This is a genomic window from Amycolatopsis sp. H20-H5, assembly GCF_035828755.1.
Taxonomy (GTDB): Bacteria; Actinomycetota; Actinomycetes; order Mycobacteriales; family Pseudonocardiaceae; genus Amycolatopsis.
Window position 1 is genome coordinate 41,891 of record NZ_JAYMZS010000045.1, and the last position, 21,912, is coordinate 63,802.

The following is a 21,912-nucleotide window of genomic DNA, read 5'->3' on the forward strand; positions in this document are numbered from 1 at the left end:
CAATGTGGATACCCAACGTGCCCAGTGGTCGCCGTCACACTCGATCCGGTGAATTCGGCCGGGCTCAGGCCTTTTCGGCCACCGCGAGCATCGCCGAGGTGATCGCGGCGACGTCGGCGTCCCCGGTGACGAACGGCGGCATGGTGTAGATCAGGTCCCGGAACGGGCGCAGCCAGACCCCGTGCCCGGTGACCACCTCGGTCGCGACGGCCATGTCCACCGGATGGTCGAGCTGGAGCACCCCGATCGCGCCGAGCACCCGGACGTCGGCGACCGACGGCAGGTCGCGCGCGGGTTCGAGCCCGGCCCGCAACCCGGCCTCGATCCTGGGCACGTCGCTCTTCCAGCCGCCGTCGGCCAGCAGCCCCAGCGACGCGTTGGCCACCGCGGACGCGAGCGGGTTGCCCATGAACGTCGGGCCGTGCGCGAGCACCGGGAGCTCCCCGCGCGAGATGCCGCGGGCGATCTCCGGCGTGCACAGCGTCGCGGCCATGGTGAGGTATCCGCCGGTCAGCGCCTTGCCGACGCACAGGACGTCCGGCGTCACCCCGGCGTGCTCGGCGGCGAACATCGCCCCGGTCCGGCCGAACCCGGTCGCGATCTCGTCGAAGACCAGCAGCACGCCGTGTGCCTCGGTCAGCTCCCGCAACACGCGCAGATAACCGGGGTGGTGGAACCGCATGCCGCCCGCACCCTGCACCACCGGTTCGACGATGACGGCGGCGAGTTCGTCGGCGTGCCGCCCGATCGCCTCGTCCAGGACGTCCACATAGGACGGATCCGGCGCCGCGCCGAACCCGGCGGGCGGCGCGGGCACGAACACCTGGTCCGGCAGGACTCCCCGCCACAGCGAATGCATCCCGCCCTCGGGATCGCACACGCTCATCGGGGTGAAAGTGTCACCGTGGTAGCCGCCGCGCCAGGTGAGCAGCCGGCGTTTTCCCTTGCGCCCCAGCGACTGCCAGTACTGCAGGCACATCTTCACGGCCACCTCGACCGAGACCGAGCCCGAATCGCACAGGAACACGTGCTCGAGCCCCGCCGGCGAAAGGTCGACGAGCGTCTTCGCCAGCCTGATCGCCGGCTCATGCGTCAACCCGCCGAACATGACGTGACTCATCTTCGCCGCCTGCGCGGCGAGCGCGGCGTCGAGCACGGGGTGCCGGTAGCCGTGGATCGCGGCCCACCACGACGACATCCCGTCGACCAGCTCACGCCCGTCGGCCAGCTTCAACCGCACCCCACTCGCCTCGGTGACGACCAGCGGTGCGACGGTGCCCGGCATCGGGCCGTACGGGTGCCAGACGTGCTGGGCGTCGAGGCTGAGCAGTTCGGCGGCGTCCATGCGCCCGAGCCTAGGTCAGGGCCCCACTAAGCTCGCCGCGGTGACCACCGAACGAATCGGCCCGCCGATGCGGGCGGGCGAGCGCGAGTCGCTGCGAGCCTTCCTCGACTTCCACCGCGCGACCCTCGCGCTGAAATGCGACGACCTGTCCGACGAGCAGCTACGCAGCCGATCGATGCCACCTTCGACGTTGACCCTGCTCGGCCTCGTCCGGCACCTGGCCGAGGTGGAGCGCACCTGGTTCCGGCGGGTCATCAACGCCGAGGACATCCCCTTGCTGTGGTCGCCCGAGGGTGACTACCAGGCCGCCTACGACGCCAGCGCGTCCACGCGTTCCGAAGCGTTCGGCGCCTGGCAGGCCGAGGTCGAGCACTCCCGCCGGATCGAGGCGGCGGCGGAGTCGCTCGACGTCACCGGGTACCAGCCGCGCTGGGGTGAGGACGTATCGCTCCGGCTGGTGATGCTGCACCTGATCCACGAGTACGCCCGGCACAACGGCCACGCAGACCTGCTCAGAGAAGGCGTCGACGGAGTGGTAGGAGCCTGAGTGGCCCCTGAAGGCCACCATCACGGCGTTTTACGCCGTGAAGGTGGCCTTCAGGGACAGCGGAGGCGGACTGGGAGGGTTTCCAGGCCGTGCATCAGGGTGCTCGCGCGCCAGCGCAACGTCTCGGGGTCGGCAGTGAGGGTCAGGGCTGGGAAGCGGGTGATGAGGGCGCCCAGCGCTATCTCCGCCTCCAGGCGGGCCAGGGGCGCTCCGACGCAGTGGTGGATTCCGTGGCCGAAGGCCAGATGGCCACTGGCGGGCCTGGTGACGTCGAGCCGGTCGGGGTCCGGGAACCGGGCCGGGTCGCGGTTCGCGCCCAAGAGGGAGATCAGGACGAACTGGCCCACCGGGATCGTCACGTCGCCGACCTCGAGCGGTTCGGTGGTGAAACGCAAGGTCGCGAGGTGGACCGGGCCGTCGTAGCGCAGGAACTCCTCCACCGCGCCCGGCAGCAGGGCGGGGTCGGCACGCAGGGCCGCCAGCTGCGCGGGCTCGCGCAGCAGGGCCAGTACGGCGTTGCCGATGAGGTTGACCGTGGTCTCGTGGCCAGCGACGAGCAGCAGGAACGCCATCGACACGAGTTCGGCCTCGGACAGCGAATCGCCCTCGTCGGTGGCGTGCACCAGGTCTGACAGCAGGTTCTCGCCGGGGTTCTCCCGCTTCTCCGCGATCAGCCCGCTCAGGTAGGCGTACATCAGCCGCGCGGACTCCTGGACCTCCGTGGCCGGAGCCGAGGACACCAGGACCCCCGACCAAACGGCGAACTCGTGGCGGTCCTCCTCGCGCACCCCGAGCAGCTCGCAGATCACCGTGATCGGCAGCGGGCCCGCGAACCCGGCCAGCAGGTCGACCTCGTCGCCCGTGCCCAGCTCGTCGAGCAACTGCGCGGTGATCTCCTCGATCCGCGACCGCATCCTGGCCACCGAGCGGGCGGTGAACGCCTTGTTGATCAGCTTGCGGACGCGGGTGTGGTCCGGCGGATCCATGTTGAGCATGTGCGTGCCGAGCGACTGGGCGAACCCGCCCTGCACACCCGTCGCGCTGACCTGCGTGAACAGGCGCGCCACCTGGCCGCTGTCCTTGCTGAGCCGTGTGTCGGTGAGCAGGGCGCGCGCTTCGGCGTACCGGCTCACCACCCAGACGCGCAGCCCGCGAGGAAGCCGGGCGGGGCGGACCGGCCCCTGCTCGCGCAGCAGCGCTTCCAGCTCGTGCGATCGCTGGGCGAAGTCCTCGCCCAGCTCGGTCAGCTGATCTGGCCGCCCCATCCGCTACCCCCGGTAGGTCACCGTTCGCCGAGCGCGGCGATCACCCGCTCGGACACCTCGGTCCAGTATGCCCGCTGTTCGGCGCGCTCTTTGGCGTCCGCGGGCCATTCCTGCTGGAACCGCAGGGTCGCCTTCTGCCCGGCGGAACCGACCGCGACCCGCAGCGTCGAGTCGTGGTCCCAGTCCTTCGGCCGCCAGGTCAGCTGGACCTGCTCGCCGGCGGAGAAACTCCGGATCTCCCCCGTCGTGCCGTTCGCCGTCTCGTAGGACGCGCCGCGCCTGCTCGGCAGTTCGGCACCAGGTCCGAGCCAGATCTCCACGCCCTCCCGACTGACCAGGAACTCCCAGAGCTGCGCCGGTGTTCGCGGCACAGCCTGGGAAACCCCTACCTGCCAACCGGAATCGGCCGTCTTCCCCTCGTCTCTGCTCACCCCGCCATCATCCCATCGAGTGCGGCCGAGAGCCGTCACCGGTCCGGGTGGAGGATCATTCCCGTGCGCTACCGCCCGATTTCGCCCGCCCTTCTCGTGGCAGAACTGACCGAGCGCGTCGTGGCGGTCACCGAGCGCCGATGGATCGCGGTCGCGATCGACGGCGCCGACGGTGCGACCAACACCACAGAACTCGCCGACGCGCTGGTGGATCCCTTGCGGGTACTGGGTCGCGAGACGCTGCGCGTGTCGGCGCGGGACTTCCTGAAGCCCGCCTCACTGCGGTTCGAGCACGGGAAGGAAAACCCCGACTCGCGCTACTACGACTGGCTCGACACCGGCGCGCTGCGCCGCGAGGTGCTCGAACCACTCACGGACGAGGGCACGGGTGAGGTGCTCCCGGCGTTGTGGGACACGGTGCGTGACCGCGCCACCCGCCGTGACCGGGTGAAACTCGCGGACGGCGGGGTCGTGGTGGTCGACGGCGAGCTGCTGCTCGGCGCTGGACTCGCCTTCGACGTCACCGTGCACCTGTGGCTCTCCCCCGCGGCGCTCCGGCGTCGCCTGCCACCGGAAGCCGCCTGGGCCGCCCCCGCGTACGAGCGGTACGAAGAGGAGACCGGCCCGTCCGGCTTCGCCGACGTCGTGGTCCGGGTGGACGACCCGAAGCACCCCGCGCTCTACCTCGAGGGCGCCTGAGTCATCCGGGCGCGCAGGGCCTCGGCGGCGGGACCCGCCTCGTCGATCGGCACGATCCACTCGTCCTGCCGTACACCTTCGTCGGCGACGCGCACGCGCAGCGCGGGGCCGGCGCCCGGCGTGACGGTGTACCCGAGGCCGATCTCGACCTTCTCGCCGCCCGGCAGGTCGACAACCTCGAACGCCGCGATCCCGGCGAAGACGACCGAGTCGTCATGGTTGTCGTCCACGTGACGACGTCGTTCGCGGCGGATCCGCACGGCGATCTCGTCGTGGCGGATCAGGAACCAGCCGTCGGCCTCGTCGCGCAGCGGGAAGGACAGCTCGGCCATCGTGGCGACGAGCTCGCCCGTGGGCCTGGCCAGTACCGAAGCCGAGGCGTTGCGCACCGCGAGCCACGGGACGAGCGCGAGCACCACCAGCACCGCGCCGGCGATGAGCAGCTGATCGTCACCCAGCCTGACCAGAACACCGATCGCGCCGTAGACACCGGCGAGGACTCCGCTGATCGCGGCGACCCGGTTCCACCGCGACGGCGCGTTCCGCAGGACGTACCCGGCCAGCAGGACGATCAGCGCCATCGCGAAGAACCCGAGCGCGGGCAGCACGGCCCCGGAGCCGGGGCGGCGAAGTCCCACCAGGGATAACACGCCCAGGACGGCGAGGACGATCGGCCCCAGCAGCATCGCGATCAGGTAAGTACGCCGGGCGCGGACGAGCACGTGCTCGCTGTCGGGCGCGGACGGTGTGGTCATGGTTCTCCCCCGGAAACGGCGCTTCAGCGCGCCAGGAACGCCAGTACTCGTTGCCAGGTCAGCTCGGCCGCTTCGGCGTCGAGCGGCTTGCTCTCCCGGGTGCCAGGGTCGGTGTACAGGTGCGAAACGGCGTCGTAGCGGAAGATCTCCGTGTGCTGACGGGGTTTCAGCACGTCGAGCTCGTCTTCCTCGACCCAGTCGTCCGGGCTGGCGGCGTGCAGCGTCACCGGGAGCCCGTCGAGGCCGGTGAGCTCCGGCGAACCGTGCAGCAGCACCAACGCGGACGCGTCGCCGCGCAGCTTCGCGATGCGAGCGGCGACGCCGGAGCCCAGCGACAGCCCGGCGTAGACCGCTCCGGCGGGCACGTCGGCGACGGCGTCACGGGCGCGTTCCATCAAGACGACCATGCCGAGCTGCTGCGCCAGCGCGACCCCGTCGGCGACGTTGCCCGCGGTGCGGCCGTCGTACAGGTCGGGGGTGCGCACGGTGTGCCCGGCGGCGCGCAGCCGCTCGGCGGCCGCGCGGACGGCGGGACGCAGGCCCAGCGCGGAGTGGAAGAACACGACGTCGGCCATCAGCGCACCGCCGCGACCGGGTCGCCGTCGAGCAGGCCCGAGAGCCGCTTCGCCATGACGTCCCAGCGCCAGTTCTCGGTCACCCAGGCCCGCCCTGCCTCGCCCATCCGCCGTGCGCGGACGGGGTCTTCGAGCAACGCCACCAGCGTTTCGCGCAGCTGGTTCACGTCACGGCCGTCGACGACGTGGCCGGTGACCTCGTCGAGCACGGCCTCGGGGGCGCCGCCGGAGTTGCCCGCGACCACCGGCAGCCCGGTCGCCGAGGCCTCCAGGTAGACGATGCCGAGCGCCTCGACGTCGAGTCCTTTGCCCCTGGTCCGCGCGGGCATCGCGAACACGTCGCCCGCGTTGTAGTGCGCGGGCAGCTCCTGCCAGGGCACGGAGCCGGTGATCACCACACTGTCGCCGACGCCGAGCGAGTCGACCAGCCCGGTGAGGTGCTTGCGGTAGGGCCCGCCGCCGACCAGCAGCAGCGCGACGTCGGGAACGCGTTTGCGCAGCTCGGGCAGCGCCTGGATGAGCAGGTCCTGGCCCTTGCGGGGCACCAGCCGCGACACGCGCACACGATGGTCGGCCGGTCCGCCAGGCCGTGGCGCGAGCGGATCTCCTCGCGGGCGGCCGCGTCGGGCCGGAACAACGTGGTGTCGACCCCCGACGGGAGCATTTCCAGCCCGGCCAGCGCGCCGAACGCGGCGGCGAACCGGGTGCGCGTGTACTTGCTGACGTAGGTGAGCACGTCGGCGGTGTCGCCGATGCGGCGCAGCGCCTGCCGCGCGCCCGGCAGCATCGACCAGCCGACCTCGTGGCCGTGTGTGGACGCCAGCACCCGCCGGGCGCCCGCGCCGCGCAGGGAGTGCCCGAGCAGCGCCAGCGGAGCCGCGGCGCCGAACCAGACGGCTTCGCAGTCACGAGCGCGCATGATCTCCTTCGCCCGCTTCAGCACGTCCGGGGTCGGCAGCATCAGCGACGTCGGATGCCGGACGACCTCGAAGGGCGCGGCGGCGTCGAACTCGGTGTGCGAGCCGGAGTCGCGTTCCCAGGCCGGGGCGTAGACGACCAGGTCGTCGGCGGGAAGGCGGGTGGCCAGCGAGTTCAGGTAGTTCTGGATCCCGCCGGGCCGGGGCGGGAAGTCGTTGGTCACCAATAGCGTCCTCAGCACACCCAGCAGGCTACTGGCCGCCACGAAAACGGCCGGGGCGGTATCGCACGAACGTGTGCGACACCGCCCCGGCCGGGACGTGACGGCGGAGCTCAGGACGGGCGGCGGGCCCCGCTGTACTGGCTCTGCAGCGGCGAGATCTTGACGACGTCGCCCGAGGTGGGCGCGTGCACCATCATCCCGTTGCCGAGGTACATGCCGACGTGCGAGACCGGCGAGTAGTAGAACACCAGGTCGCCCGGCTGCAGCTGGTCGCGCGACACCGGGGTGCCGAACGTGGACTGCTCACGGCTCGATCGCGGCAGGCTGATGCCCGCCTTGTTGTAGGCCCACAGCATCAGGCCCGAGCAGTCGAAGGTGCCCGGCCCGGTGGCGCCCCACACGTAGGAGCTGCCGAGCTTGCTGAGCGCGGCGTCGATCGCCAGCTCGGCCTGGGCGTTGGGGGCCTTGACGTTCGGGGCGGCCCCGCCCTTGTCCCGCTGCGCCGCCTTGTCGAGGATGCTGAGCGCGGAGTTCGCGGCCTTGAGCTGGTTGATCTGGTCGCTGAGCGAACTCTGCCTGCCGGTGATGTCGTCCTTGAGCTTCGCCGAGGCGTCGCGGGCGGCCGTGGCGCGGTTCTGCGCGTCGGTGGCCTTCCCGGTCGCGGCCGCGGCGGCCTGGACGGCGCCCGAGAGGTTGTTCAGCGCGACGTACTTGTCGTTCGCCAGCATGTCGAGCGCCGAGGAACGCTCGAGGAACTCCTGGGTCGTGTTGCCCGCCAGCAGCGCGGAGAGCTTGTTCATCTCCACCCCGCTGGTGAAGGAGGCGCCGGCGAACTTGTCGACCTCGGTGCGGTAGGTCTCCTCGGTGCCGGCGGCCTTGGCCCCGGCGTCCTTGGCCGCGTTCACGTCGGCCGCCGCCTTGTCGAGCTCGGCCTGTTTGGCGGTGAGGTCGTCCTGTGCCTTGAGGAGGTCTTCGTTGATCTGCTCGGCCTGTGCCGCGAGTTCGCGGTACTTGGCGAGCGCTTCGGAGATGCCGCCCGCGGGCGGGGCCTGGGGGGCGGGGGCGGCGATGGCGGCGGGCTGCGTGGCTGTGACCAGGGTGATCACCGCGAACGCGGCGAGCGCACCGGACACCACGCGCTTGACTCGTTGCGACTGCACGGCCGCGTGTGTCTCCTTTGCTCATCAGCCGCCGACCGGGCACCGGCCTGCCGCAGAGGCCGGGGGCCCACTGCGGCGCTGACCAGCGAAAACACCCGCTGGCCACGCCTGGTCCCGCCGCGCTTCCGGCCGAGTTCTACCCCGGCTGGATAGGGTGCGCGGTGGTTTCCGGTACAGCTCCCCGACAAAGCTGTCTCGGCGACGATCCCGTGTCGCCGTCTTGGCGACGGCTACCGCCACGAGATCTCGGACAGGCTACGAAACCGCTGCCACCACGTCCACCACGGCACCGGGGGAAACGGCTCCCGCTGCGCCGAAACACCCCCGGACCAGCGCCGAAGGGTGACCTGTGACGGGCCTTACCTTCTGGGCATCTGCCGGCCACCGACCGTTCATCGAGCCGGATCGACCATTCGCCGCCACTAACGAAAAGGGCGTGTCGCGACGGCGTGTCGGAGGGGTTCAGGCGGGGTTCAGGCGGGCCGCGCCTCGCCCGGATCCATCCGCAGCCGCGGCATCATGCCCCCTTCGGCGAGCGCGTCGAGGGCGCGGCGCTCATCCGCGTCCCATTCGACGGCGGGCGGGGCGCCCAGCAGCACGCTGACCACGCAGTCACCGCAGGCTAGACCGCGGACCACACACCGATCGCAGTCGACGATCATCGTCTCGATCTCCTCGATGCCGACGTCGACGGCACCGACCGGGAGGTTCTCCATGCGTCACTCCTCACACTGGTTTGCCTACGGAACGCACGTTAGGCCCACCCACCGACAGTTTCCGCCGGTCAGCGGCCGGGCCCGCGCAATCGGCGGGAAACCGGCCCGGCGAGCCTCGGCACGACACGCCGTCGAAGACGGGCGATACTCGCCGGGTGACTGAGCTGACGATGCGCTTCCTGGGGCACTCGACAGTGCGGCTCGAGCTCGGCGGCCGGGTGGTGCTGACCGATCCGGTGCTCACCGCGCGCGTCGGGCCGCTGAGCAGGGTCGTCGCCCCTCCCGCGGCGCAGGCCTGGCGCGACGCCGACCTCGTGCTCGTCTCCCATCTGCACGGGGACCACCTGCACCTGCCGTCGCTGCGGCTGCTGCCCTCGGCGACCGTGCTCGTGCCGCGCGGCGCGGGCGCCTGGCTGCGGAAACAGGGCGTCACCCTGGTCGAGGAGATCGCTCCCGGCGAGACCTACACCGATGGCGACCTGCGGGTCACCGCCACCAAGGCCACCCATTCGGGTCATCGCTGGGGCCCGCGACTCACCCACGGTCCGCAGGCCCCCGCGCTCGGCCACCTGCTCACCGCGAACGGCTCGAGCGTGTACGCCTCGGGCGACACGGACCTCTTCCCCGAGATGGCGGCGCTGGGGCCGCTCGACGCCGCGCTGCTGCCGGTCTGGGGCTGGGGACCGAACCTCGGGCCGGGCCACCTGACCCCGCGCCGCGCCGCCGACGCCGTCGGGTTGCTGCGCCCGCGCCTGGCCGTCCCGGTGCACTGGGGCACGCTGGCGCTGCCGGGGATCGCCCGCACGGCACGGATGCGACGGCTGCTGGTGGAGCCACCTCGCGAGTTCGCCGCCGCGGTGGCCGAGGCCGGGCACGACACCGAAGTCGTCATCGCGCCCCCGGGCGCGGAGATCCTCGTCCCCGCACCGAAGGATCCCTCGTGAGCTGGACAGACCCGGCGTCGCTCGGTTACCCCGCGTTGTTCGGCGGCGTCCTGCTCGGTTCGGTGATCCCGATCGTGCCCACCGGTGCCGTGGTCGGCGCGGGGGCCGCCATCGCGATGACCACCGGCGACCTGAACCTGCCGCTGGTGCTCCTGCTGTCCGCGCTGGGCGCGTTCATCGGCGACGTCATCACCTTCGCCGTTCCCCGGTTCGGCAGCGAAGCGGCACTCCGCTGGGTGACACGGCATCAGAAGGCCGAGTTGCTGGAAAAGACACGTGACCGCTTCGCCCGGCAAGGCTGGCAGCTCATCGTCATCGGCAGGCTCGTGCCCGCGGGCCGGATCCCGGTGCTGGTGGCCGCCGGCTCGCTCGGCTACCCGTGGCGGCGGCTGCTCCCGGCCGCGGCCGTGGCGTGCGTCGCCTGGGCGGCCGCCTACGCGGTGCTGGGCATCGTCAGTGGCGGCATCTTCGACTCACCACTGATCGCGACCCTGCTGGCCACCGTGCTCGTGCTGCTCGTCACGGTGGTGCTCAATCTGGTGAGCAGGGCCCGCAAGAAGACCGAGACCGGAGGCAGTCCTTGACCGAGACCCAGCCACGGGGCCGCCTGCTCACCGGCGGCCGCACGATCGCCCGCGCGCTGCTTGTCGGGGCCGCCGCGGCCGGCGCGCTGCGGCTGCTCGACATGCTGCTGCCCGGGTTCGAGGTGGCCAGCGGCTGGCAGGCGATCGCCTGCGCGCTGGCGCTGGGGCTGCTCACCGCCGTGCTGTGGCCGCTGGTGCTGCGGATCGCCTGGCCGGTGGCGTTCTTCACGTTCGGCGTCGGCGGGTTCCTGCTGCTCGGCGCGGCCGTGCTCGCGGTGTTCCGGACGATTCCCGGGGTGGTGGTCCGCGACTTCCGCACCGCGGTGATCGTGACGCTGGGCATGGCGGCGGTCGGCGCGGTGATCAGCAGCGTGCTCGCCGTCGACGAGGACGAGATCTTCTTCCGCCGGGCCGCCCGGCGGCGCAAGCGGCACGCCCCGGAAGGCGGCGTGGCCGACGACGCCCCCGGGGTCCTGTTCCTGCAGATCGACGGCCTCGGCTACGACACCGTCCGCCGCGCCGTGCGTGACGGTGACCTGCCGACGCTCGCCGCGTGGCTGCGGACGGACAGCCACAAACTCGTCCCGTGGCACACCGACTGGAGCTCACAGACCGGGGCGAGTGTCTGCGGGATCCTGCACGGGTCCAATCACGACATCCTCGGTTTCCGCTGGTACGAAAAGGATCGCGACCACGTGATGGCGTGCGCGCACCCGCAGGACGCCGCCGAGATCGAACGCAGGCACTCCGACGGGAAGGGCCTGCTGTCGGGCGACGGGGCCGGCCGGGGCAACCTGTTCAGCGGCGACGCCCCGCATGTCAGCCTCACCATGAGCTCGGTTCCCTTACTGGTGCCCAAAAAACTGCGCCGCGGCCGCCGGGGCGCGGATCGCGTCGGCGCCGGGTACTACGCCTATTTCGCGAACCCGGTCAACGCGCTGCGCACGCTCGGCGTCGCGCTGATCGACGTCGCCCGCGAACTGTTCTCGGCGGCCAAGCAGCGCCGCGCCGACGTCCGGCCGCGGATCAACCGGGGCGGGCTCTACCCGCTGGCGCGGCCCGGCACCACGGTGATCGCCCGCGACGTGGTGGTGTCCGCGATCCTCGGCGACATCCTCGCGGGCAGGCCGGTGGTCTACGCCGACTTCCTCGGCTACGACGAGGTCGCGCACCACTCCGGCATCGAACGGTTCGACACCCTCGCCGTGCTGCGCTCGATCGACCAGCAGATCGCCCGTCTGCACCGGGCCACCCGGCTCGGCCCCCGGCCGTACCACGTGGTCGTGCTGTCCGATCACGGCCAGACCCAGGGCTGGGCGTTCGCGGACCGGTTCGGCGAGCCGATCGAGACGCTCGTCGGGCGGCTGTGCGGCGGCTCGCCAGCGCCCGGTCCCGGGCGGCGGCGACAGGCGGAGAGCTGGCAGGTCAACGCCGGGCTCGCGGAGGCGGCGTCCGGCGGCGGCCTGATCGCGCGGCGGCTGCGCGGCCGGGTGGAGGACGCGGAGTGCGCCGAAGACCGTCCCCGCACGACTTCCGGCGCGCCCGGCAACGTCAGCCGCGTCGCACCGGGCGTGGTCGCCGTGGTGTCCGGCCACGTGGCGATGGTGTCATTCACCGACCACGAGGGACGCGTGGAGCTGGAGACGATCGAACGCGAGCACCCGGACCTGCTGCCCGCGCTGGTCGACCACCCCGGCGTGGGGTTCCTGCTGGTGCGCAGCGCCGAATTCGGCCCGGTGGTGCTCGGGCGCGACGGCCTGCGCCGCCTGGCGACCGGCGTGGTCGTCGGCGAGGACCCGCTGACCCACTACGGCCCGCACGCCGCCGGTCTGATCCGCCGGGTCGACACCTTCCCGCACTGCGCCGACATCATGATCAACAGCCGCTACGACCCCGAGTCCGACCAGTCCTCACCGTTCGAAACCCACGTCGGTTCGCACGGCGGGCTCGGCGGCCCGCAGGCACGGGGATTCCTGGCCTACCCCAGGGAATTCCCTTCCCCCGGCGAGCCGGTGGGCGCCGAGGAGCTGCACCGGATCTTCCGTGGCTGGCTGACCTTCCTCGGCCATCCGGAGCCAGGCGAAGGCGACACCGCGACCGCCGACGACGCCCCCGCGGAGCCCGCGCGAACGTAGAACTCGCAGCCCTGAGGGTGGGACTCGCCGGGGCCTCGGCGAGTCCCACCCTCAGTAGCGCGAGTCCCCCAGTTCGGCCAGCTGTTTCAGGACCTTTCCACCGAGTCCCGCCCGGTGGCCAGCAACGGCAGCCGCACGTCCGGGGTGGGAATCCGGCCCTGCGCGTGCAGGACCCCTTTTGACCGCGCTCGCCAGGGAGCATCCGCGGCTGGAGCCGATGGTGTCGGAGGTCGGCCCGGCGGCCGTCGCCGACGCGCAGCGGGCGGGCGAACTGGACGTCGCGCTGGTCCACGAGTACCACTTCGTGCCGTTCCTCGCCGAACCCGGGCTGATCACCGAACCGCTGTGCAGCGAATCCCTTTACCTCGCAACGGCTTCACCGGCCCCGGACGCCGCCGGTGCGCGGCTCGGCCACTGGGCGGAGGCGCCACCATGCTCGCGCTGGCCGCGGCGGGCCAGGGAGTCGCGCTGGTGCCGTACCTGGGCGCGGTGGATCCGCCCGCCGGAGTGCTGCTGACCCCCGACGGGGCTCTCGGCGCGGGCGCAAGACCGTGCCTCTGAAGGCCACCATGAGGGACCCTGACGCCCTCATGGTGGCCTTCAGGGACTTGCGAAGTCGGGGCCGGTGGCGCGGGCTTCGCGAGCGTGGACGCCCTAAGCCTCCCGAGCCTCGCGGTGGGCGGCGAGGAACGGACCGGGCTCGGCGATGACCCGGTGGACGACGCGGCCCGCCGCGCCCAGCGTCGCGGCGCTGGCGCCGAGCCGGGAACTGGTCACCGTGGGCACCGAACCCCGCAACCGGCCGAGCCGCTCGCGCAGGATCTGCTCGGCGGGCCCGGACAACCAGCCGAACAGCGGGGCGAAGATGCCGCCGAGCACGATCCGGTCGAGGTCCAGGAGATTCACCGCCGATGCCAGCGCCAGGCCGAGCGCGCGCCCGGCCTCGGCGCAGGCCAGCTCCGCGCGCTGGTCGCCGCCCTTGACGAGGGCGACCAGGTCGGCGATCGTCGCCGGACCGCCCGCGGCGGCGAGCAGCGCTTCCTGACCGGCGTAGGCCTCGAGGCAGCCGCGGCCGCCGCAGCGGCACGGGGGCCCGTCCGGCGAGACCACGACGTGGCCGAGTTCGCCGGCCAGCCCGTGCGCCCCGCGAAACAGCGCGCCGTCGAGCACCAATCCGGCGCCGATGCCGACTTCGCCTGAGACGTAGAGGAAATCCAGTTCGCCCGCGCCGAACCAGACCTCGCCGAGCGCGGCGAAGTTCGCCTCGTTGTCGAGCTCGACGGGGACCGGGAGGTCGAGCATCTCGCCGGGGCGGACGTCCTGCCAGCCGAGGTGGGGCGCGCTGAGCAGCAGCCCGTCCCCGACCGGGCCGGACACGGCGAGCCCGGCCCCTGCCAGGGTGAACCCGAGCCGGTCGGCCTCGTCGAGCGCCTCGGCGGCCAGCACCTGCAGCTCGGCGAGGACCTCGTCCGGGGCGGACCCGCGGTTGTCCCTGGCGAGGCGCAGGGTCAGCCGGACCTCGCCGGCGAGGTCGAGCAGGCACACCGCGAGATAGCCGACGTTGATCTCCAGCCCGAGCGAGGCGACCCGGTTCCCGCTGAGCACCACCTCGACCCCGGGACGGCCGCGTTCCCCGGCGCGCGTGAGGCCGGACTCGGCCAGGATGCCCGCGTCGACGAGGTCGCCGACCAGCTTGGACACCGTGCTCTTGGTCAGCCCGGTGCGCTCGGCGACCGCGGCCCTGGTCAGTGGCCCGCCGCGGCTGACCTCGCCGAGCACGACCTCGAGATTGCGCGCGCGCATCGAATCGTGCCGCACCGCCTGAGTCATCGCAGTCCTCCTGCCCGGAACTCTAGTGGCCACTTGACGGGCGTGCCCGTCCCGTCGCATATTTAGTCCACAACGTGGACTAAATAGAGAGGATCCGTCATGGACGCCTACACGCCCGCCCCGGAAGACCGCTTCACCTTCGGCCTCTGGACCGTCGGCTGGCCGGCGAGCGACCCCTTCGGGAGCGCGACCCGGCCGCCGCTCGACCCGGTCGAGAGCGTCCACCGGCTCGCGGAACTGGGCGCGTACGGCGTCACCTTCCACGACGACGACCTGCTCGCCACCGAACCCGACCGGGACATCGCGATCCGGCGGTTCAAGGACGCGCTGGCCGCGACCGGGCTCAAGGTGCCGATGGCCACCACGAACCTGTTCACCCATCCGGTGTTCAAGGACGGCGGGCTGACCAGCAACGACCGCGACATCCGCCGCCACGCGCTGCGCAAGGTCCGTCGCAACATCGACCTCGCGGCCGAACTCGGCGCGAGCACGTATGTCATCTGGGGTGGCCGCGAGGGCGCCGAGTCGGACGCGGCGAAAGACGTCCACGCGGCGCTTTCCCGCTACAAGGAGGGACTCGACCTCCTCGCGGAGTACGTCGTCTCCCAGGGATACGGGCTGCGGTTCGCACTGGAGCCCAAGCCGAACGAGCCGCGCGGGGACATCCTGCTGCCGACGATCGGGCACGCGCTCGCGTTCATCGGCGAACTGGCGCGCCCGGAACTGTTCGGGGTGAACCCGGAGGTCGGGCACGAGCAGATGGCCGGGCTCAACTTCGTGCACGGCGTCGCACAGGCGCTGTGGCAGGGCAAGCTGTTCCACATCGACCTCAACGGCCAGCACGGCCCGAAGTACGACCAGGACCTGATCTTCGGCCACGGCGACCTGTCGAGCGCGTTCTTCCTGGTGGACCTGCTGGAGCACGGCGGCTACGACGGCCCGCGCCACTTCGACTACAAGCCGCTGCGCACCGAGGACACCGGCGACGTCTGGGTCTCGGCCGCCGCGAACATGCGGACGTACCTGATCCTGAAGGAGAAGGCGAAGGCGTTCCGCGCGGATCCGGAGGTGACCGAAGCGCTCGCGGCCTCCCGCGTGCCCGAACTCGCGACGCCCACCCTGTCCCCCGGTGAAACCCTGGATGACCTGGCCGAAGACGAGTTCGACGAGACCGCCGCGGGCCACCGCGGCTACCACTTCACCCGCCTCAACCAGCTCGCCCTGGAGCACCTTCTCGGCACTCGCTGACCGGGTCGCGGGTCAGCCGGTGAACTCCCAGTGCCAGGGCTCCTCGCGGCCGCCGCCCGCCCGCGCCCAGCCGGGATGCGCCCAGCCGAAGGCCCGGGAGTGCGCCGTCAGCCAGGCATACTGCGGTGAGGAGTACGACTCGGGCCCGCCACAGAGATCGACGGCCAGCCCCCAGCCGTGGTTGCTCGTGCCCGGCACGGCGGCCAGCGAGGGCTTGCGCCGGTAGAGGTCCACCTGCGCGGGGAACGTCCGGTAGGAGTCCGTGACGCAGATCGGGGCGCCGAACACCCCCGCGTAACTCCGGGAAAGCTCGCCGAACGCCTGCGCGGCATCGCAGCGCAGGACGTGCGAACCCACCCCGATCGGGCACAGCGCGGCACCCGGGATCAGGCCGTTGGGGAACCCGCCCCAGGCACCGGCGGCCTGATCCGACCCGGCGGTACGCGGCGGGGTCTCGACCCCGCCGCACCGCCAGGTCAGCTGACCGCCCGCCCGCTGGGGCACCGCCTCGGCGGGCCGGGCGCCGAGCGAAGGCCGCGAAACGCCGAGCACGGTGTCCCCGGCGGGAAGATCGGCCACCACGACACCCGCTGAGCGCGCGTCGGCGGCGAGCATGGTCCGGCCGTCGAGCACGACGCCGACGGACTGGACGCCGTACTTCGCGGGCCCCAGGAACACCAGGTCGCCCGGCTGGACGTCGGCGACCGGCACCGGCCGTCCGACGGCGAACTGGTCGGCCGTCGCGCCGGGCTGCGGAAGCCCGGCCCCGCTGTAGACCGAGCGCACGAGCCCGTCGCAGGAATACGCCGCCGGGCCCTCGCCGCCGCCGCGCGGCACGTACGGCTTACCCAGCGCGGCGATGGCCGTGGTCACGGCCTTGATGGTCTCGGCGGGCAGCACCAGCTGCTCCGAACCGCTCTTGCCCGAACGGGCGACCCCGGCCTGCGCGCGGCCGTCCTGACCGGGCAGTGGCGTGAGCCCGGCGGGCAGCCGCGCCGGGTCGCGCAGCGCGGCGGCGGACGGCGGGGTGATCCCGGCGGCCGCCAGCCGATCGGTGTAGGCCTTCCAGTTCACCGTCGTCTCGTCGTTGCGCTTCTTCTGCGCCTGCCGCAGGGCCAGCACGGCGGAGTTCGCCGCGTCGATCGGGCCGCGCAGTTCCGAGGACACGGCGTCGGCCCGGTTGGCGGCGTCGGCGTTGCTGCGGTCGAGCTCGCTCTTGGTCCCGGCGGCGGTCCGTTCCACCCCGGCGGCGGCCTGCTCGGCGTCGACGGCCTTGCGCCGCCGTTCCAGCGCCCCGCCGAGCCGGGAGTCCTGCTCGGCACGCACGTTCGACACCATCTCGGCGCCGTCGAGCAGGTCACGCTGGCTCGGGGTCGCGAACAGCAGCCGCAGGGTGTCCGGCCTGCCCATGGCGGTGAACGCCGAGAGCGTGAGCTTGTCGACCTCCTGCTGCTGCGCCTCGACCTCGGCCTCGGCCGCCGTCCGCTCGGCGGCGGCACGCTGCAGCCGGGCGGTGGCGGTGTTCAGCCCGTCCTGGGCGACCTGTACCCGCCCGGCGAGGTCCCCGAGCTGCTGCTGGACGTCGGCGGCGGTGCGCTGCAGGTCCGCGACCTTCGGATCGGCGAACGCGTCACCCGGCCGGGGATCCGGCACCCCGGCGCCGGGCGCGACCCCGGCCTCCACCCGCAGGTCGCCGGGATCGGCGGGTGGCGGAGGCTGCGCATCGGCGAACGGGGTGCTCCAGAGAGCGCCCACCACGAGCAACGGCAGCACAGCGGCACGTATCCGCGAATCCAAGGCACTCCTGACAACGAGAAACCCAGCCGGTCACCCAGCACAACGGGACAAACCGGATCAGGTCACGCACCCGTTCGGGTGTACACATTGCGACTTCGCATCGCCGCCACCCGAGCGCCGCCCACCCCGTGGTCCCTGAAGGCCACCATCACAGCGTCTAACGCCGTCATGGTGGCCTTCAGGGGCAACCCGGGCATGGACGCTGAATGCGGCTAGACGCGGCTGAGCCTGCTCACCAGCACGGCGGACGGCACGGGGTAGGCGCCCCGGCGCCGGACCGAGTCCGCCACCGCGCGGTCGGTGGTCGCCACCACCATCGGCCGCCCCGGCGGCTCGGCCGCCACGAGCGAGCGGATGACGTCGTCGGCGAGCACGCCGCGATCGGAGAACAGCACGCGCACGCCCCGGGGCACCGCCGCCGGGACCGACAGCACACCGGCGCCGTCGAAGACCACGGTGACCTCCGCGGCCGTCCGCGCGGCGAGCGCGGAGAGCTGGTGGATCAGCCTGTCCCGCTGGTCGGCCAGCGCCAGCTCGGGATAGCCGGTCTTGGTCACGTTGTAGCCGTCCACGATCAGGTGCACGTTCGGCAGCGAAAGGTGCCTGTCCAGCGCGCCGACGTCCTGGATGCGCCCACCGGCGCCGAGGCCGGAGGTCGCGCCGCGGACGTGGTCGGCCGGGCGGCTGGACCCACCGGCGCCACCACCGAGGGTCAGCTCCCGGCGCAGGCCGTTGACCGCGCCGTCGATCGTGTCGATGAGCAGCGCCAGCCGGACCTCGTCGGCCTGGCGCGCCTCGCGCGCGGACTGCCGCGCCATCTCGGCGTCGGCCACGGCGCGTTCGGCCCTGGCCCGTTCACCGGCCACCCGCTGGCGCTCGCGCTCCAGCTTCGCCGTGAGCACGCCGAGCTCGCCCGCCTGGATCGCGCCACCCCGCTCGACCTCGCCCTTGGCCAGCTCGGCGACGTCCTTCGCCTGCCGCAGCAGGACGCCCTGTTCGCGCAGCCTCCGCCGCAGCTTGTCGAGCTCCGCCTCACGCTCGCCGCGCACGTTCTCCACCGCTTCGCGGGCGGAAGTCAGCTCGCCGCGCAGATGCTCCAGCTCGGCCTCGAGACGCTGGTTCCTGGCCAGGGCGGCGTCGCGCTCGGCACGCAGCACCGTCTCCTCGGCGTTCTTCGCCACCAGCCGGACGCGCGTGCCTGCGGTCGCCTCGCCGAGCAGGACCGCGGCAGCGGCGCCGACGACCGAATCGGCCGCGTTGGGATCCAGCGCGTCCTTGCGGTGCTCACGCAGCCATTCGATGACCGCCGTGCGGAACTGGGAGGACTCGCCGAGCGCGGCCAGCAGGGCCGTCCCGCCGAGTTTGGCGCGCTTGGCCGGGGCGAACTTGGCGACCGGGCGCAGCTGGCGCGGCACGTCGGCGGTGGGCAGCTTGGCCACCGCGGCGGCGGCGAGCTCGGCGATCCGCTCGCGGACGGCTTCGGGCAGCACCGTCCAGGACGACGGCGGCACCGGCTCGGTTTCCTCGGGTTCGCCTGCCCGCGGCGGTATGCCCGAGAGGCCGCCGGTGGCGTCCCCTGGCAGATCCGGCGCTGCGGGCTGCGGGTGCATGGCACCAGGGTAGGCCCCGTCACCCGAACGCGCGCCGGATGGGACACGCTGGACAACGCCGGAGATTGTCGGTGGGCCCGTCTAGGGTGCCCGACATGGATACGGGACGGCGGGCGGCGCAAGCACAGCTCGCGTTCGACGAACTGGGCACTCCCTTGCGGGACACCACTTTCGTCGTCTTCGACCTCGAAACGACAGGCACGCGGGCAGGCCCGGACGCGATCACCGAGATCGGCGCGGTGAAGGTCAGGTCGGGCCGGGTGCTGGGTGAGTTCGGCACGTTCGTCAACCCCGGGATGCCGATTCCGCCGCAGATCGTCGCGCTGACGGGCATCACCGGCGCGATGGTCTACGACGCGCCGCGCATCGAGCGCGTGCTGCCCGCGTTCCTGGAGTTCATCGCGGGCACGGTGCTCGTCGCGCACAACTCGGGCTTCGACACCGGGTTCATGCGCGCGGCCTGCGAGGCGCACGGGTACGTCTGGCCGAAGCTGGCCGTGGTGTGCACGGTCAAACTCGCCAGGCGCGTCATCCCGCGAGAGGAGACGCCGAGCTACAAGCTGTCCGCGCTCGCCCACCTGTTCAACGCCCGCACCACCCCCAACCACCGCGCGCTCGACGACGCCAAGGCCACCGTCGACGTGCTGCACGCGCTGCTGGAGCGGGTCGGCAACCTAGGCGTCCACACCCTGGAGGAGTTGCTCGACTACCTCCCCGAGGTGACCCCGGCCCAGCGCCGCAAGCGCGGGATGGCGGCGCACCTGCCGCCGGTCCCCGGGGTGTACCTGTTTCGCGGGCCCAGCGAGGAGGTGCTCTACGTCGGCACGTCGCGCAACCTGCGCCGCCGGGTGCGCCAGTACTTCACCGGCTCGGAAAGCCGCGGGCGCATCCGAGAGATGGTGGGGCTCGCCGAGCGGGTCGACGGGATCGAGTGCGCCCATTCGCTCGAGGCGGAGATCCGCGAGCTGCGGCTGCTGGCCGCCCACCGGCCCGCGTACAACCGGCGCTCGAAGAACCCCCGCAACGCTTGGTGGGTGGCGCTGACCGAGGAGGCGTTCCCCAGACTCTCGGTAGTCCGGGTGCCCCGAGACGGCATGCTGGGCCCGTTCCGCTCCCAGGGCGACGCGCGCACCGCGGCCGAAACCCTGGCCGGGGCGACCGGCCTGCGGACGTGCACCCAGCGGATCTCGCCGGTCTCGCCCACGGGCGCCCCCTGCGTACTCGCCGAGCTGGGCCGCTGCGGCGCGCCCTGCGCGGGCCGTCAGAGCGTCGCCGAGTACTCCCCGGGGGTCGAGGCGGTCGCCGAGCTGATCGCCGGGCGGGGCGGGCGGCCGCTCCGGGAAGCCGCGGAGCAGCTCCGCCGCCTGGCCGACGCCGAGCACTTCGAGCAGGCGGCCCGCCACCGTGACGACCTCGCCGTGCTGGTGAGGGCGGTCGGCCGGGCGCACAAGCAGTCGTCGCTGGCGGCGATCCCCGAGCTCATCGCCGCGGGTCCGGACGGCAACGGCGGCTGGGAGTTCGCGGTGATCCGCCACGGCAGGCTCGCCTCGGCCGGGGTAGCCCGGCGGGGCGTGTCCCCGATGCCGGTGGTCGAGCTCCTGGTCGCCTCGGCGGAGACGGTGCTCCCCGGCCCCGGCCCGCTCTACGGCGGCGCCGGCGAGGAGATCGGCATCCTGCTGCGCTGGCTGGCCCGCCCCGGCGTCAGGCTGGTCCGCACCACCCACCCCTGGGCGGAACCGGCCACGATCGCGGGCGGCTGGCACACCTGGCTCAACCAGGTGGCCACCGCCACCTCACTCGAGCACGCGGCAGTCTGAGCCCACTACGATCAGGGAACCCGAGCCAACCACAGGAGGAACCTTGATCACCGCGATCGTGCTGATCCATGTCGAGGCCGACGCCATTCCGGAGGCCGCGCAGGCGATCGCGGACATCGAGGGCGTCAACGAGGTCTACTCCTGTGCGGGCGACGTCGACCTGATCGCGTCGGTGCGGGTCGCCGCCCACGAGGATCTCGCCGACCTGATCCCGGCGAAGATCGGCAAGGTGGCCGGGGTGCGCGAGACCGTCACCCACATCGCGTTCCGCTCGTACTCGAAAGCCGACAACGACTCGGCGTTCGACATCGGCGTCGAAGGCGACTGAGCCCCCGCCGCCACGATCCCTAGATGCCTCTGAAGGCCACCATGAGGGACTCTAACGCCCTCAAGGTGGCCTTCAGAGGCCATTAAGCGGGTGTAGCTCAGTGCTCCTTGGAGCCGGAGCCGCTGGTGATCTCCTTGGGCTCGGAGGCCGCGTCGGGGACACCGCCGAGGTCGCCGTGCCCGTTGCTGTGACCGTTCCCGTTGGAGTGGCCGTTGCCCTGGGCCCGCTCGAGCGCGCGGGTCTCCTCCGGCGGGTCGGGCGTCCAGGTCGAACCGGACATCGCGTGCCCGGCGGAGCCCAGCTTGTTCATCTTCTTGGGCACGGTGGCGCCCTGGTACGCCAGCGGGATCGCGTGACCGTGGTTGTCGACCGGGCCCAGCGGCTGGTGGAGTTCGATGAACTCGCCGTTCGGCAGGCGCTTGATGATGCCCGTCTCGACGCCGTGTTCCAGCACCTCGCGGTCCCCACGCTGCAGGCCGAGGCAAAGCCGGTAGGTGAGGTAGTACGCGATCGGCGGCACGATCAGCACGCCGATGCGGCCGGCCCAGGTCGTCGCGTTGAGCGAGATGTCGAACTGCTCGGCGATGATGTCGTTGAAGCCGGACAGCTCGATGACCATGAAGAAGCCGAGCGCCATCGCACCCAGTGCGGTCCGCACCGGTACGTCGCGCGGGCGCTGCAGCAGGTTGTGGTGCGCGGTGTCCTTCGACAGTTTCCGCTCGAGCCACGGATACATCAGCAGCAGCCCGATCAGCACGGGCATCCCGACCGCACCGGGGAAGAAGACCGCCGGGACCGTGTAGTTGCCGAGGTAGAGCTCCCACGCGGGCCAGATCCGCAGCAGCCCGTCCGCCCAGGCCATGTAGAAGTCGGGCTGGGACCCGGCGGACACCTGCGACGGGTTGTACGGGCCGATGTTCCAGATCGGGTTGATCTGGAACAACCCCGACATCAGTGCGATGACACCCATCGTCAGCGCGAAGAA

18 protein-coding genes and 3 pseudogenes are annotated in these 21,912 nt (G+C 72.2%); 9 read left to right on the forward strand and 12 right to left on the reverse strand.

The genetic code is table 11. The features are described 5' to 3' along the window. Positions 1-64: 64 nt before the first annotated feature. Positions 65-1,345: an adenosylmethionine--8-amino-7-oxononanoate transaminase gene (locus tag QMK34_RS24060; RefSeq protein ID WP_326416551.1), complete on the reverse strand. Its 1,281-nt coding sequence runs from the start codon at positions 1,343-1,345 to the stop codon at positions 65-67. Between the two features lie 40 nt (positions 1,346-1,385). Here QMK34_RS24060 and QMK34_RS24065 point away from each other — a divergent pair, with 40 nt between their 5' ends. Continuing rightward, positions 1,386-1,892: a DinB family protein gene (locus QMK34_RS24065; protein ID WP_326416552.1), complete on the forward strand. Its 507-nt coding sequence runs from the start codon at positions 1,386-1,388 to the stop codon at positions 1,890-1,892. A gap of 50 nt (positions 1,893-1,942) precedes the next feature. Here QMK34_RS24065 and QMK34_RS24070 read toward each other — a convergent pair whose 3' ends face one another. Continuing rightward, positions 1,943-3,157, reverse strand: a complete 1,215-nt coding sequence (locus QMK34_RS24070; protein WP_326416553.1) for a cytochrome P450 family protein — start codon at positions 3,155-3,157, stop codon at positions 1,943-1,945. A 17-nt stretch (positions 3,158-3,174) separates the two neighbouring features. Then, entirely contained in the window at positions 3,175-3,528 is a 354-nt protein-coding gene (locus tag QMK34_RS24075; RefSeq protein ID WP_326416575.1) for an SRPBCC domain-containing protein, read from the reverse strand. A 123-nt stretch (positions 3,529-3,651) separates the two neighbouring features. Between QMK34_RS24075 and QMK34_RS24080 the strand changes: the two genes are divergently transcribed. Next, positions 3,652-4,287 (forward strand): uridine kinase, encoded by a 636-nt coding sequence (locus QMK34_RS24080; RefSeq protein WP_326416554.1) that lies wholly within the window; start codon positions 3,652-3,654, stop codon positions 4,285-4,287. Here the strand turns inward: QMK34_RS24080 and QMK34_RS24085 are convergent. From QMK34_RS24085 to QMK34_RS24105, 5 genes and pseudogenes are all read right to left on the reverse strand, one after another. Further along, positions 4,269-5,042 (reverse strand): hypothetical protein, encoded by a 774-nt coding sequence (locus tag QMK34_RS24085; protein WP_326416555.1) that lies wholly within the window; start codon positions 5,040-5,042, stop codon positions 4,269-4,271. The two genes, QMK34_RS24080 and QMK34_RS24085, sit on opposite strands and share 19 nt — an antisense overlap. Positions 5,043-5,065: 23 nt before the next feature. Then, the gene (locus tag QMK34_RS24090; protein ID WP_326416557.1) at positions 5,066-5,617 is read right to left on the reverse strand and encodes a dienelactone hydrolase family protein; all 552 of its coding nucleotides are present in this window, start codon (positions 5,615-5,617) and stop codon (positions 5,066-5,068) included. Continuing rightward, positions 5,617-6,776 (reverse strand): annotated as a pseudogene (locus QMK34_RS24095) (glycosyltransferase family 4 protein). The gene QMK34_RS24090 and the pseudogene QMK34_RS24095 overlap by 1 nt, the downstream one beginning before the upstream one ends. Positions 6,777-6,868: 92 nt before the next feature. Further along, positions 6,869-7,918, reverse strand: a complete 1,050-nt coding sequence (locus QMK34_RS24100) for a C40 family peptidase (protein ID WP_326416558.1) — start codon at positions 7,916-7,918, stop codon at positions 6,869-6,871. Positions 7,919-8,391: 473 nt separating this feature from the next. Beyond that, positions 8,392-8,634, reverse strand: coding sequence for a hypothetical protein (locus QMK34_RS24105; RefSeq protein ID WP_326416559.1), 243 nt, complete (start codon positions 8,632-8,634; stop codon positions 8,392-8,394). A gap of 170 nt (positions 8,635-8,804) precedes the next feature. Between QMK34_RS24105 and QMK34_RS24110 the strand changes: the two genes are divergently transcribed. From QMK34_RS24110 to QMK34_RS24125, 4 genes and pseudogenes are all read left to right on the forward strand, one after another. Continuing rightward, the gene (locus QMK34_RS24110) at positions 8,805-9,578 is read left to right on the forward strand and encodes an MBL fold metallo-hydrolase (RefSeq protein WP_442785199.1); all 774 of its coding nucleotides are present in this window, start codon (positions 8,805-8,807) and stop codon (positions 9,576-9,578) included. Beyond that, positions 9,575-10,162, forward strand: coding sequence for a DedA family protein (locus tag QMK34_RS24115; protein ID WP_326416561.1), 588 nt, complete (start codon positions 9,575-9,577; stop codon positions 10,160-10,162). The genes QMK34_RS24110 and QMK34_RS24115 overlap by 4 nt, the downstream gene beginning before the upstream one ends. Further along, complete coding sequence (locus QMK34_RS24120) at positions 10,159-12,297, forward strand: phage holin family protein (RefSeq protein ID WP_326416562.1); 2,139 nt, start codon at positions 10,159-10,161, stop codon at positions 12,295-12,297. Before QMK34_RS24115 ends, QMK34_RS24120 begins: the two co-directional genes overlap by 4 nt. Positions 12,298-12,466: 169 nt before the next feature. Beyond that, a pseudogene (locus QMK34_RS24125) lies at positions 12,467-12,814 on the forward strand (LysR substrate-binding domain-containing protein); the annotation flags it as partial. A 137-nt stretch (positions 12,815-12,951) separates the two neighbouring features. Here QMK34_RS24125 and QMK34_RS24130 read toward each other — a convergent pair. After that, positions 12,952-14,127 carry an ROK family transcriptional regulator gene (locus QMK34_RS24130; protein ID WP_326416564.1) on the reverse strand — a complete coding sequence of 392 codons (1,176 nt, stop codon included), beginning with the start codon at positions 14,125-14,127 and terminating at the stop codon, positions 12,952-12,954. Between the two features lie 99 nt (positions 14,128-14,226). Here QMK34_RS24130 and xylA point away from each other — a divergent pair, with 99 nt between their 5' ends. Next, entirely contained in the window at positions 14,227-15,375 is a 1,149-nt protein-coding gene (gene xylA / locus QMK34_RS24135; protein ID WP_326416565.1) for a xylose isomerase, read from the forward strand. A gap of 12 nt (positions 15,376-15,387) precedes the next feature. On the opposite strand, the gene QMK34_RS24140 is transcribed toward xylA, so the two are convergent. Both QMK34_RS24140 and QMK34_RS24145 read right to left on the reverse strand, forming a co-directional pair. Then, positions 15,388-17,172 carry a D-alanyl-D-alanine carboxypeptidase family protein gene (locus QMK34_RS24140; protein WP_326416566.1) on the reverse strand — a complete coding sequence of 595 codons (1,785 nt, stop codon included), beginning with the start codon at positions 17,170-17,172 and terminating at the stop codon, positions 15,388-15,390. A 212-nt stretch (positions 17,173-17,384) separates the two neighbouring features. After that, positions 17,385-18,782 carry an NYN domain-containing protein gene (locus tag QMK34_RS24145; RefSeq protein WP_326416567.1) on the reverse strand — a complete coding sequence of 466 codons (1,398 nt, stop codon included), beginning with the start codon at positions 18,780-18,782 and terminating at the stop codon, positions 17,385-17,387. Positions 18,783-18,877: 95 nt separating this feature from the next. On the opposite strand from QMK34_RS24145, the gene QMK34_RS24150 reads away from it, so the two are divergent. Both QMK34_RS24150 and QMK34_RS24155 read left to right on the forward strand, forming a co-directional pair. Next, positions 18,878-20,599, forward strand: coding sequence for a DEDD exonuclease domain-containing protein (locus QMK34_RS24150; protein ID WP_326416568.1), 1,722 nt, complete (start codon positions 18,878-18,880; stop codon positions 20,597-20,599). A gap of 43 nt (positions 20,600-20,642) precedes the next feature. Continuing rightward, positions 20,643-20,927, forward strand: coding sequence for an Lrp/AsnC family transcriptional regulator (locus QMK34_RS24155; RefSeq protein ID WP_326416569.1), 285 nt, complete (start codon positions 20,643-20,645; stop codon positions 20,925-20,927). Positions 20,928-21,024: 97 nt separating this feature from the next. On the opposite strand, the pseudogene QMK34_RS24160 reads toward QMK34_RS24155, so the two are convergent. Then, positions 21,025-21,912 (reverse strand): annotated as a pseudogene (locus QMK34_RS24160) (cytochrome b); the annotation flags it as partial.